Annotated in this window: 10 protein-coding genes; all 10 read left to right on the top strand. The window is 46.5% G+C overall.

Features of this window, described 5'->3' with window-relative positions:
* Positions 1 to 152: 152 nt before the first annotated feature.
* Positions 153 to 1,589, top strand: coding sequence for an S-layer homology domain-containing protein (locus NST25_RS28770; protein WP_339281482.1), 1,437 nt, complete (start codon positions 153 to 155; stop codon positions 1,587 to 1,589).
* A 229-nt stretch (positions 1,590 to 1,818) separates the two neighbouring features.
* The gene (gene raiA, locus NST25_RS28765) at positions 1,819 to 2,367 is read left to right on the top strand and encodes a ribosome-associated translation inhibitor RaiA (RefSeq protein ID WP_036678506.1); all 549 of its coding nucleotides are present in this window, start codon (positions 1,819 to 1,821) and stop codon (positions 2,365 to 2,367) included.
* Between the two features lie 269 nt (positions 2,368 to 2,636).
* Positions 2,637 to 5,144, top strand: a complete 2,508-nt coding sequence (secA, locus tag NST25_RS28760; RefSeq protein WP_036678509.1) for a preprotein translocase subunit SecA — start codon at positions 2,637 to 2,639, stop codon at positions 5,142 to 5,144.
* 365 nt (positions 5,145 to 5,509) lie between these two features.
* A protein-coding gene (prfB, locus tag NST25_RS28755; RefSeq protein WP_139329815.1) for a peptide chain release factor 2 occupies positions 5,510 to 6,623 on the top strand; the annotation gives its coding sequence in 2 pieces (ribosomal slippage) (positions 5,510 to 5,581 and positions 5,583 to 6,623; 1,113 coding nt in all).
* A 102-nt stretch (positions 6,624 to 6,725) separates the two neighbouring features.
* Complete coding sequence (locus tag NST25_RS28750) at positions 6,726 to 7,610, top strand: YitT family protein (RefSeq protein WP_076310004.1); 885 nt, start codon at positions 6,726 to 6,728, stop codon at positions 7,608 to 7,610.
* Positions 7,611 to 7,793: 183 nt separating this feature from the next.
* Positions 7,794 to 8,843, top strand: coding sequence for an N-acetyl-gamma-glutamyl-phosphate reductase (gene argC / locus NST25_RS28745; protein ID WP_217696539.1), 1,050 nt, complete (start codon positions 7,794 to 7,796; stop codon positions 8,841 to 8,843).
* Positions 8,844 to 8,863: 20 nt separating this feature from the next.
* On the top strand, positions 8,864 to 10,096 hold the full coding sequence (argJ, locus tag NST25_RS28740; RefSeq protein WP_076123867.1) for a bifunctional ornithine acetyltransferase/N-acetylglutamate synthase: 1,233 nt from the start codon (positions 8,864 to 8,866) through the stop codon (positions 10,094 to 10,096).
* Between the two features lie 41 nt (positions 10,097 to 10,137).
* A complete protein-coding gene (argB, locus tag NST25_RS28735) occupies positions 10,138 to 10,968 on the top strand; it encodes an acetylglutamate kinase (RefSeq protein ID WP_076123865.1) in 831 nt (276 codons plus the stop codon).
* A gap of 69 nt (positions 10,969 to 11,037) precedes the next feature.
* Positions 11,038 to 12,324 (top strand): aspartate aminotransferase family protein, encoded by a 1,287-nt coding sequence (locus tag NST25_RS28730; protein ID WP_076279149.1) that lies wholly within the window; start codon positions 11,038 to 11,040, stop codon positions 12,322 to 12,324.
* Positions 12,321 to 13,289, top strand: coding sequence for an ornithine carbamoyltransferase (gene argF / locus NST25_RS28725; RefSeq protein WP_076182119.1), 969 nt, complete (start codon positions 12,321 to 12,323; stop codon positions 13,287 to 13,289). Before NST25_RS28730 ends, argF begins: the two co-directional genes overlap by 4 nt.
* The last annotated feature ends 51 nt before the right edge of the window (positions 13,290 to 13,340 follow it).

Below are 13,340 nucleotides of genomic sequence, written 5' to 3'. Positions count from 1 at the left end.
AAATGTTAGAACTCTGCAAAAGGTGGGTAATAGATATACGTTGAGCTGTTTATCTTACCTCGACACACACTATGTTAGCCTAGGTTACTACATTCACGAAGAAATTCAATATAGCCTAAGCTATCAAAACAATTAGGAGGGTGATTAGCAGGATGAAGAAGATGTGGCGCGGTCTTATGACCGGAATATTAGGTACTAGTATGTTATTGGGGTCTCTCGGCAGCGTATCTGCTGCAACTGTACCTAAGGATATTCAAGGCCACTGGGCGCAAGGTCAGCTGCAGGAATGGCTAGATAGAGGTTACCTTGGAGGCTACCCAGATGGAACGGTGAAACCAAACAAAGCAATTACGCGCGGTGAGTATGTGACTATGGTAAATCGCCTGTTAGGGTTTACAACTAAAGCAACAGTAACTTTCAAAGACATGAAGAGCACAAACTGGAATTACAGTGAAGTGGCTAAAGCCGTGGAAGCTGGATATATCGGAGGATACGAGGATAATACATTCCGTCCTAATAATCCGCTTACAAGAGAAGAGGCCGCTGTAATTACTGCAAAATTACTTAAATTGAGCACCAATACAACTTCGAACAAATTTAAAGACAATGCACAAATTGCAGCATGGGCAAAAGGTGCTGTAGCAGCCGCAGTGGAAAAGAAGATTGTTAACGGTTATCCAGATGGAACCTTTGGTCCTAAGAGATCGTTAACACGTGCCGAGGCTGTAGGTATTATCAATACTTCAGCTATCTATTATCCTGGTAGTGGCACAGGTGGTGGTGTAACACCTACACCAACTCCAACAGCTACTCCGACACCAACAGCTACACCAACCCCAACTGCTGCTCCAGGTGGCAGTACTGGCGGAGGTTCTGGTGGTGGTAACAGTGGCGGCGAAAGTAGCACAGCGCCAACAGTAAGTGGGGCAACCTACGGTAATGTTGGTTCGGTCACAGCGGATGTATACCTGACACCTTCCGTAACTGGTGCAGTATACTATGTTGTAGCTCCTTATAATGCTGATGTAACTGCTCCAACTGCATTGCAGGTGGAAAAAGGACAAATTAGTAACGGGACTGCAAGTGGTATCCATGGTAGTGTTGCGACTGTAGCTAAAACAACGGTTACATTCTCTGTTTACGGATTGAATCCTGGTACAGAATATGCAACATATATCACGCTGGCGGATGCAGCTGGTAACTTGTCTACTGTAACGACAGTTCGGTTGACTACTGCTCAAGCTACTGCTAGCTCGATTTCGCTTTTTGAGCCGGGACAAGTTAGTACAGTTACAGCAGATGTATATGTTAAATATGGTGTGACAGGTGGCACTACAACCCCAGTTAGATATGTAGTATTGCCAGCAAATGATAAGGCACCTACTGCAGCGCAGATTGCTTTAGGTCAAAATGGTAGCGGTACTGCATTGGCTGCTCCATGGACTAACACGCTTACGTTTGCTCCTGGTGTAAAGCATACACAGACTTTAACTGGTTTAGCAGCAAATACTGCCTATAAGGTATATGTTATTGCAGGATCGGGTTCTCAATGGTCTCCTGTAGAAATCATTCAAATTCATACCAAATAGCCTGACCTTATGTGATTTCATTCGGAGAATATAAGAGTGGAATCCGTACTATAATAACGACAGGTTTACTTTTGGTCCGGTAGGGCGATTGGTTGCTCTTACCGGACTTGTTTTATTTGTGAACGCTATGACAACATTTGTTATCTAAATGTAAGGGCTGTAAGGAATTGCTTTTTACTTAGCGCTTACAATTTGGTATAATGAAGGTGTAACTAAAGGAGGAGTGGCCATGCAATTCACCATTCGAGGTCAACAAATTGACGTGACCGACGCTTTGAGAGAGTATGTTGATAAGAAGCTCAGCAAACTTGAGAAGTATTTCGAAGCACCCCCTACCTCTGAAGGGTCTGTGACGCTTGGCGTAGTTCGCGGCCTTCATACGGTGGAAGTAACCATTCCGCTTGCTGGCGTGACGCTTCGTGCGGAAGATCGCAGCGATGACATGTATGCTTCCATAGACGCCGTTGTGGACAAGCTGGAACGCCAAATTCGCAAACACAAAACGAAGCTGAACCGTAAGTTCCGTCAAGAGGGACTCAAGACGCTGTTTGTGGATGGAGCTAGTGCCGCTGTTGCTGTAGAAGAACAAGATTATGATGATTTAGAAGTGGTTAGGAACAAACGCTTTACGATGAAGCCGATGGATGTGGAAGAAGCGATTCTGCAAATGAACATGGTAGGACATAATTTCTTTGTGTTTTCCAATATCGACACCTCGGAAGTTAGCGTAGTTTACAAACGTGATGATGGTAAATATGGACTGATTGAACAGGGCTAAGATACAATGATGCCAGTTATGCTCTAAGTATAAAGGGCCTCGAGAGTTAGTCAGAACCTAGGAAATTTAAACCGAGCCCCTATTCGCTTATAGCGAATAGGGCTCTTGTGCGTATATATGAAAAATGTGGCTGTTACACCTTGTATTGCGGCATCTCTTACAAACTGTTACAATTTATGAAGCAGCGGAATCGAATTTATAAATGGCCCTTTCAATTTTGTGAGGATGGGCTCGGTTCCACCATCTGTGTTGCATGAAAGGGGTTAACCATGCTAGGACTTGTAAAGAAAATATTCGGAGACACAAACGATCGTGACGTTAAACGTCTCATGAAGACAGTCGATGTAATTAATGGATTGGAGCCGGAATTTGTAGCACTATCCGATGAAGCTTTAAAAGCTAAGACGGAAGAGTTCCGCGCCCGTATTGAGAAAGGCGAAACCTTGGAAGAAATTCTTCCTGAGGCATTTGCAACCGTACGTGAAGCTTCCAAACGGACGCTTGGCATGCGGCATTTTGATGTACAGTTAATTGGTGGTATGGCCCTGCATGAAGGCCGAATCTCCGAGATGAAGACTGGTGAAGGTAAGACTCTAGTAGGAACATTGCCAGTGTACTTAAATGCTTTGCTTGGTAAAGGCGTACACGTAGTAACGGTCAATGACTATTTGGCTCAGCGCGACAGCGCACAAATGGCACAAATCTATAACTTCCTGGGCATGACGGTTGGGGTTAACCTAAGCGGTATGGACCATGCTGATAAACAAGATGCTTACGCCTGCGATATTACGTATGGCACGAACAACGAATTTGGTTTCGATTATTTGCGTGACAACATGGTGCTTTATAAAGAACAAATGGTTCAGCGCCCTCTTTATTTCTGTATTATTGATGAAGTGGACTCCATTCTTATTGATGAAGCACGTACACCTCTTATCATTTCCGGACAAGCTGAGAAGTCTACTGAATTGTACTTTGCAGCAGACCGTTTTGTGAAAAAGCTTAAAGCTGAAGAAGACTACACAGTTGATATCAAAGTGAAGTCCGTAGCCTTGACTGAAAAAGGTGTAGCTACTGCTGAACGCGCTTTTGGTATTGAGAACTTGTATGATCACAGTCATGTAACCTTGAATCACCATATCGTCCAAGCCCTGAAAGCAAACGTAATTATGCGTCGTGACGTAGACTACGTTGTTAACGAGGGTGAGGTCGTTATTGTTGATGAATTTACAGGACGTTTAATGTCAGGCCGTCGTTATAGTGACGGTTTGCACCAAGCGATTGAAGCGAAGGAAGAAATCGAAGTACAGAATGAGAGCATGACGCTTGCTACGATTACTTTCCAGAACTATTTCCGTATGTATCGCAAATTGGGCGGTATGACAGGTACAGCTAAAACTGAGGAAGAAGAGTTCAAGAAGATTTATGGTCTTGAAGTTCTTCAAGTCCCTACGAATAAACCGAATCAGCGCATAGATATGCCGGATGTTGTCTACAAGAGTGAGAACGGTAAGTTCAACGCTGTTGTGGCAGAAATTGTAGAGCGTCACAAAAAGAACCAACCTGTACTTGTGGGTACAGTGTCGATTGAGAATTCAGAGCTCGTATCTGAAATGCTGAAGCGCAAAGGCGTTAGACACCAAGTGCTTAACGCGAAACATCACGCTGCGGAAGCTGAAATCATTACACATGCAGGTCAGCCAGGTACAGTTACGATTGCTACCAACATGGCTGGTCGTGGTACGGACATCGTTCTGGGCGAAGGTGTGACAGATCTTGGTGGTCTGCATATCATTGGTACAGAGCGTCATGAATCGCGCCGGATTGATAACCAGCTGCGTGGTCGTGCGGGTCGTCAAGGAGACCCAGGTTCTACACAATTCTACTTGTCCCTTGGGGATGAGTTGATGAAGCGTTTCGGCGCTGACAACGTTTTGAGTATGATGGATCGCCTTGGGTTTGAGGAAGATCAGCCGATTGAGAGCCGCATGATTACGCGTGCTGTGGAATCTGCTCAGAAACGTGTTGAAGGTAATAACTTTGATATTCGTAAAGTCGTATTGCAATATGATGACGTGATGAATCAACAGCGTGAAATTATTTATAAACAACGCCGTGAGATTCTGGAGTCTGAAAATATCAAAGATATCGTACTTGAAATGATCAAGCCGGTTATTGAACGTATTGTTCACGCACACTGCAGTGACGATATTCCTGAGAACTGGGAGCTGCAAGAAGTTGCTGATTACGTAAACAGCAAGCTGCTTGAAGAAGGGGCTTTGACTCGTGATATTCTGTGGGGCAAGGAAGCAGAAGAGATCATTGAGTACATCTTCGAACGTGTACTTGAGAAATATGCTGCTCGTGAAGAACGCCTGGGTTCAGAATTGGTACGTGAATTCGAGAAGGTAATTGTGCTGCGCTCCGTTGACAGCAAGTGGATGGATCATATCGATGCGATGGATCAATTGCGTCAAGGGATTCACCTGCGTGCTTACGGTGGTACAGATCCACTTCGCGAGTATCAATTCGAAGGATTCGAAATGTTTAATACTATGACGGCTACGATTCAAGAAGAAGTAGCTACTTATATTATGAAGGCTCACATCGAGACAAATCAGGAGCGTCAATCCGTTGTAGAGGAAAATAAAATTTCCACTAACAGCGAACCTGCTGAGAAACGTCCGGTACATGTTGAGGCGGCAGCTGGTCGTAATGATCTTTGCCCTTGCGGAAGCGGCAAGAAGTACAAGAACTGCCACGGTCAAAACGCATAAGACAAACGTTTAGTAGCGCTCATATTCAGGTGTTGAAGATGTAAGTCTTTAGCCCTGATCTCTATGGGTATACTAACCATAAAGAGCGGCTGGGCCCGGGGGTATCCCCCGTTTACGGCCCAGTCGCTTTTTTGGATATTTAGCACTTGAGTGAATGTGGAATGGAGAGAAGGTTTGGAACTGGAGAAACGGAGTGTTCGCCTTTGTTTCGGGATTCCAACCACTATGCGGTTATCAATTCAAGGAATCTGGAAACAACAGCGATCGGAAGTCCAATCCTTCTCGGAATGGCTGAACATTCACTCATTACTAACTTTCCAATAGCGAAGACCGTAACAACCTATTTTGAAAGGTGAAGTGACCATATGATTGAAGCTAATGTAAAGCAGGATCTGCGTGAAATAGGCAAGAAACTAACTGACCTTAGGGGGTCTCTTTGACTTAGATCTTAAGCAAGAGATGATCTCGAACTTTGAAGAAAAAATGGCTGCTCCAGGCTTCTGGGATAATCCAGAGCAGGCACAGAGCGTGATCGGCGAGATGAATGCCGTGAAATCGTCCGTGGATCAATACGAGAAGCTGCAACAAGAATACGACGATGCTGCGATGATGGCAGAGCTTGCGGATGAAGAGGGCGATGAAGATCTTGCGGCAGAGATTGGGGAGACGATCAGCAGTTTAGGCAGCAAAGTGGATGAATTCGAGCTGCAATTGCTACTTAACCAGCCGTATGACAAGCTGAATGCTATTCTTGAGCTCCATCCGGGTGCGGGCGGTACGGAATCCCAAGACTGGGGCCAGATGCTGCTGCGGATGTATACCCGTTGGGCTGAAAAACGTGGATTCAAGGTTGAGGTGCTGGACTACTTACCAGGTGATGAAGCGGGAATTAAGAGTGTTACACTACTTATTAAAGGCTTCAACGCCTACGGATATCTGAAAGCTGAAAAAGGTGTACATCGGCTAGTACGGATTTCTCCGTTTGACTCTTCGGGCAGACGGCATACCTCTTTTGTATCCTGTGATGTCGTTCCGGAAATTGCCGATGATGTAGAAGTTGAAATTCGTACTGAGGATTTGAAGATCGATACGTATCGGGCGAGCGGCGCGGGTGGACAGCATATTAATACCACAGACTCTGCGGTGCGGATTACCCACTTACCTACGGGTGTGGTGGTAACCTGTCAGAACGAACGTTCACAGATCAAAAACCGCGAGCAAGCAATGAAGATGCTGCGTTCCAAGTTGTATGAGCGTAAACTGCAAGAACAGCAACAGCATTTGGATGAGATTCGCGGCGAGCAATCCGATATTGCTTGGGGCAGTCAGATCCGTTCCTATGTATTCCATCCGTATAACATGGTTAAGGATCACCGTACTTCCGTGGAAACGGGGAATGTGGGTTCTGTGATGGACGGAGATATTGATGTATTCATTGATGGTTACCTGCGTAGCCAGATCAAGATTGAGGCAGAATAAAAGAGAAAGTTTCGGGGGAAACGGATACCATTCATGGATTAGGATGGGATGGCCGTTTCTTCTTTCGTAGAGCAAGATGACACTTTAAGGAGAGCCTTTGAAATGCAAAAAGTCAATTCACGTAATAAACCCCCACTGATTCCTCTGAATGGGCCAATCCGACATGTGGTGGATACGATGTTAATTTTGCTCGGATCGCTAGTTACAGCACTGGGGTTTAATCTTTTTTTTCTGCCTAATCATATTGCTTCTGGTGGTGTATCCGGTCTGTCGGTATTGGCTGAAGCTTGGTTTGGGGCTGAGCCGGCATTTACGCAATGGGCGCTTAATATTCCGTTGTTTGTACTCGGGGTAATCTTCTTGGGTAAACAATACGGAGTTCGCTCGCTCCTTGGGAGCTTTGTGTTGCCGCTCTTTATCTTGTTAACAAAAGATTTGCCTGCACCTACCACCAATCCACTCTTAGCCTCCATTTATGGCGGTATCTGTGTGGGGGTGGGGTTAGGTCTTGTGTTCCGCGGACGGGGCTCGACAGGTGGACTTACTATTTTGGCGCAGATTATTCAAAAGATATCCGGTCTCAGCTTCTCGATTTCTGTAGTGCTGCTGGACGGGACGGTCATTGTGCTGGCTGCTTTTATACTCGGTATGGAACAAGCACTGTATGCACTGATCGGTCTGTTTGTTACAGGTAAGGCCATTAATGCGATAGAGGTAGGCTTCCGTTATACAAAGGTGGCTTACATAATCTCGGACAAGACGGAAGAAATATCTGAGGCGATTTTGAATGATCTGGATCGGGGTCTGACGAAGCTGGATGCACATGGCGGTTATACTGGTGATGAGCGTACGGTGCTAATGGTTGTAGTAGGTCAGAATGAGGTTTCCAGATTAAAAGCGATTGTTCAATCGGTAGATACTAGTGCTTTTGTGATTATAACTGAGGCGCATGAGGTGCTGGGTGAAGGCTTTAAAAGAGAAGTGTAATTTCTCCGAAAGGAGAAGCTACGCTTCTCTTTTTTTGTAAATAGAATTATATTTAGGAATAAAGAAAGTTAACACTATGTGTTGTATTTATATTAATTGAGTCGTATAATAATACATATTTCTAAGACGGTATGCATTATATTATTTATTATAATTCATGATAAGCAGGAAGTGGGGATGACAGTGGAGGGCAAGCTGAGAGCGGCGATTGTTGGATCAACGGGTTATGGGGGCGTAGAGCTGATTCGGCTGCTACAAAGTCATCCTAAGGTAGAGATTACTTCGGTAATTTCCTCATCAAGCGCAGGGGATGCTATAGAGGAAGGTTTTCCGCATTTGACGGGCATCATTGATCGAAGGCTGGATGGCGTTGACCCGGCTCAAATGGCTGAGCGGGCGGATGTGGTATTTACGGCAACGCCGTCGGGTGTGAGCGCAAAGCTGGTGCCGCAGCTGCTGGAAGCTGGACTTAAGGTCGTGGATCTGTCCGGTGATTTCCGATTGAAGGATGGTGCAGAGTATGAGCACTGGTATAAACATCCCGCTCCGGCTGATGAATATCTAGAGCAGGCTGTATACGGACTTTGCGAGGTGTTTGGAGAGCGTGCGGCAGGGGTTGATTTTATATCTAATCCAGGCTGTTATCCTACAGCTACACTTCTTGGACTAATTCCTGCAATTCAGGCAGGTTGGATTAAGCACGACAGTATTATTATTGATGCGAAATCAGGAGTTACTGGAGCAGGACGCGGAACAAGCCTGATGGTACATTATGCAGAGATTAATGAGAACTTTAAAGCTTATAAAATCAATAAGCATCAACATATACCGGAAATTGAGCAGACGCTCACAGAGATTGCTGGAGAAAAGGTAACGGTAACGTTCACCACACATCTCGTGCCGATGAGCCGGGGAATTATGAGTACGATGTATGCAGGGATGACGGACAATTATACGGAACAGGATTTTGTGAATTTATACCGTGAATATTATGCGGGCCGGCCATATGTGCGGGTGCGTGATGTAGGTGTGATTCCGGCGACAAAAGAAGTTAGCGGCTCTAATTATTGTGATATCGGATTTGCAACAGATGCTCGTACAGGGCGGGTGACCATAGTCTCCGTCATTGATAATGTTGTAAAAGGTGCGGCAGGGCAGGCAATACAGAACCTTAATTTGATGATGGGATGGGAGGAAACCCTTGGCCTCGGCTACACACCTGTGTATCCATAAGGATCAGCGGTACAAATAATATGAGCGAGATTGAGTTATTTACCACCTTGGAGGGTGGAAGCATCACTTCACCTAAGGGTTTTAGGTCCGGAGGATTGCATTGTGGATTGAAAAAAACAGATCGCAACGATCTCGGAGTGATTCTGTGTGAAGTTCCGGCAACGGCTGCGGCCGTGTATACGACGAATGTTTTTCAGGCGGCTCCGCTGAAAGTGACTCGGGAAAGCCTTTCGAACGGAGTATTGCAGGCGGTTATCGTGAACAGCGGGAATGCCAATGCCTGCACAGGCGAACAAGGTGAAGCAGATGCTTATGAGATGCGCGCTGCTGCGGCTCAGCATTTAGGTGTGGCCGTTAATGATGTGGCTGTTGCTTCGACTGGAGTTATCGGTGAACTGTTGAAGATGGACTGCGTACGTAGCGGGATCACTGCAATACCAGAGAAGCTGGATGGAGGAGCTATTGGCGCGGAGGAATTCTGCCAAGCTATACTTACCACTGATTTAGTTAAAAAAGAGATCGCCGTGAAGGTGCTCGTTGGCGGTGTAGAAGTTACAATTGCCGGAGCTGCAAAGGGCTCAGGGATGATCCATCCTAACATGGCTACCATGCTTGGCTTTATGACCACGGATGCTGATATTGCAGCGGAGGATTTACTTAGTCTTCTGCGTTCAGCTACGAATGTTACTTTTAATATGATTACAGTCGATGGAGATACTAGTACCAATGATATGTTAGTGTCGATGGCGAGTGGGCTTGCCGGTAATGAGAAGCTGACACGACTGCATCCGGATTGGGACGCTTTTGCTGCTGGATTCACGTATGTCTGCCAGACGCTTGCCAAAGCGATTGCTCGTGATGGCGAAGGTGCAACTCACCTGATTGAGGTTCAAGTGAATGGTGCTGTTCATGATGAGGCGGCGGCAGCGATTGCCAAAACAGTGGTTGGTTCTAGTCTAGTGAAATCTGCTATTTTTGGAGCGGATGCGAACTGGGGGCGGATTATTGCTGCGGTTGGACGCGCGGGTGTTCCGGTATCGCCGGAGCATGTGAACATCTCGTTAGGGGATATTGAGGTGCTTTTGCACTCGAAGCCAGTTGCTTTTGACGAGGAAAAGGCTTTGGCCTATTTGCAAAAAAGTGAAACTGTGCTGATCACTGTAGATCTGCATGATGGAAGCGGGAAAGCAACGGCTTGGGGCTGTGACCTAACTTACGATTATGTGCGTATTAACGCCGCATATCGCACTTAATTTATGGCGTGTTAAGGCCATAAGGGAGGGATACCGATCATATGACGCTAAATAGCGAGCTTGAACTTATAGATGCTTTAGATGGTAGTGGATTGTTTGTAATGAAATGCGGCGGCAGTACGCTTGCGGCTCTACCTGATTCTTTTTTTGAGGATTTGCGAGATTTGCAGGAGGAGGGCATTCAGCCAGTAATTGTTCATGGTGGAGGGCCAGCCATTTCCGAGAATCTAGCGAAACTGGGCATTGAAAGCAGCTTTGTGAATGGCCTGCGAGTAACCACCGAGGAAGTACTAGATGTTGTAGAGATGACGCTGGCAGGGAGTATAAACAAGGCGATTGTCCGGCGAATTCAAGGGAGTGGCGGTCTAGCTCTGGGGCTTTCGGGCATCGATGGCAATATGATTATTGCTAAACCAGTGGCGAACAGCGCCGAAGTAGGTTTGGTAGGAGAAGTAACGGAAGTTAAGGCTGAGATCATAACTGGTATTGTTGGGATGGGTTATATTCCTGTCATTGCACCTATCGGAGTAGATGCAGCAGGTCAGCGCTACAATATTAACGCAGATACGGCAGCAGGGGCAGTTGCTTCCTATGTGGAGTCTCCCAAAATGATCGTCGTCACAGATGTTCCAGGCATCATGAGTACAGTGGAAGGTGAAAAGGTTGTGCTTCCCTCCGTTACTGTACAGGAAATCGAAGCCTTGATCGAAAGTGGGGAAATCTACGGTGGCATGATCCCTAAAGTGCGGGCAGCTATCGATTGCATTCAGGGCAGCGTATCAGAGGTTATCATTGTGGATGGAAAAGAACCACGGGTGCTTAGTCGAGTACTGCAAGGTGAAGCGATAGGTACACGTATTATTCGTTCGTAGAATCATAGATGAATACAAATTAGAGGCGCAGCCTGTTCACAGGAGCAGCCGATGGGAGAGTGACTTAGAATGAGCAAGCTTACACAAGCGGAGTTGGATTCGCAAGCAGGGGCACAGCAGACCGATACAGTAGGATCAGGTACACCGGATGTTGCAACAAGCAAGCTGAGTGCAGTGTTCCCTTCTTACGCCAGATATGATCTCAGCTTAGTTAAAGGCAAGGGCACCTGGGTATGGGATGATAAAGGCAATAAGTATCTGGATTTCACCAGTGGATTGGCTGTGACCAGTCTAGGTCATGCTCCTGAAAAAGTCGGCGCTAAGCTGAAGGATCAGATTGATACGCTCTGGCATGTCTCGAATCTGTTCCATATTCCGGGACAAGATAAAGTTGCCAACCTTCTGACAGAGAATAGCTGCGCTGATCAAGTGTTTTTCTGCAATAGCGGGGCAGAAGCGAATGAGGCTGCTATTAAGCTGGCCCGCCGTTACCATCAGAAGATTAAGGGTGTCGACCGTTATGAGGTTATCACATTCGAACAATCCTTCCATGGACGTACACTGGCCACACTAACAGCTACAGGCCAGCAAAAGGTGAAAGAAGGGTTCCTGCCGCTTCCAGCAGGTTTCAAGACCGTACCTTTGCATGATCTCCCAGCGTTAGAAGCTGCTATCGGAGATCATACAGCTGCTATCATGCTGGAGATGGTGCTTGCAGAGGGTGGCGTACTTGAGGTAGAGCCTGAGTTCTTGAACGCTGTAGTGACCTTGTGTAAGAACCACGGATTGCTTCTGATTGTAGATGAGGTACAGACAGGTATGGGACGTACAGGCAAGCTGTTCGCTCATCAGCATTATGGAATTGAACCGGATATTTTCACCTTGGCTAAGGGGATTGCTAGCGGGTTCCCGGCAGGTTTAATGCTTGGCAAAGGGTATTTGCGTGAAGCCTTCTCAGCGGGCAGCCATGCGTCCACCTTCGGGGGAACACCGCTAGCAACAGCTGTTATGGCAGCGACGATTGAGACGATGCTGGAAGATGAGCTTCCACAGCGCGCCGAAGATATGGGTAAATACCTGACAGGTCTTTTGAAAGAGAAGCTGGCGGACTGTTCTTTTGTGAAGGATATCCGTGGTAAAGGGCTGTTGATCGGGATTGAATGTCAATCCCCAGTGGGCGATATTGTACTGGCTGGACAAAAGAAAGGCCTGTTGTTCGTGACAGCCGGTCCTAATGTCCTTCGTCTGCTGCCTAATCTATATGTAAGCAAAGAGGAGATCGACCAAGCGGTGGACATCCTATGCGAACTCATTCATACTTATGCTAAACAAGCAAACGGGGAGGTAAGCTCATGAGTCAGGGCGTACAGAGTAACAAGCACAACATTGCGCAGCAACTGAAAGGCCGTGATTTACTGGAGCTGAACGACTACAGCCCGGAGGAAATTACGTATCTGATTGATTCGGCGATTGAGCTGAAGAAGAAGCAGAAAAATGGCGAAGAATTTCAGCCGCTGAAGGGTAAAACCATTGGTCTTATTTTTGAAAAATCCTCTACACGTACACGTGTGTCGTTTGAAGTTGGAATGTATCAGCTGGGAGGGCATGCCCTTTTCTTGAGCAAAAATGATATCCAGCTGGGACGCGGAGAAACTGTTGGTGATACAGCGCAAGTAATGTCGCGTTATCTCGACGGGATTATGATCCGTACCTTCGGTCATGACAAGGTTGAGGATCTCGCTCGTTATGCCTCTATTCCCGTAATCAACGGTCTTAGTGACCTGGCACATCCTTGCCAAGTGCTGGCCGATTATCAAACGATTTATGAGCACAAAGGAAAGCTCAAGGGCCTGAAGCTGGCTTACATCGGCGATGGCAACAATATGGCGCATTCCTTAATGATTGGCGGAGCTAAGCTGGGCGTGGACGTATCTATCGCCGGACCGGAAGGTTATGAGCCAGATGCAGCGGTTGTCGCAGAAGCTCGTGAGATCGCTAAAGAAACCGGAGCGAAGATTGTGGTCACTCGCAGCCCGCAAGAAGCTGTACAAGACGCTGACGTCATCTATACAGACGTATGGGCGAGTATGGGCTTCGAGGAGGAGCAAAAGGCACGTGAAGCGGCATTCAAGGACTATCAGGTTAATGAGGAGCTTGTAAAAGGCGCGAAGAGCGATTATCTCTTCCTGCACTGCCTGCCAGCCCACCGTGAGGAAGAAGTCAGCACAGGCGTGATTGACGGCCCTAACTCGGTGATCTTTGATCAGGCTGAGAACCGCCTGCATGCGCAAAAAGCTTTAATGGCTGCGTTGATGAGTTAAGGAATTTAAAAAATATAAAATATAAATCACTATATAAATTGAATTAATGTT

This window comes from Paenibacillus sp. FSL E2-0190 (assembly GCF_037992965.1).
In the GTDB taxonomy this organism is placed as follows: domain Bacteria; phylum Bacillota; class Bacilli; order Paenibacillales; family Paenibacillaceae; genus Paenibacillus_AQ; species Paenibacillus_AQ odorifer.
This window is presented reverse-complemented; position numbering and strand designations above follow the sequence as displayed.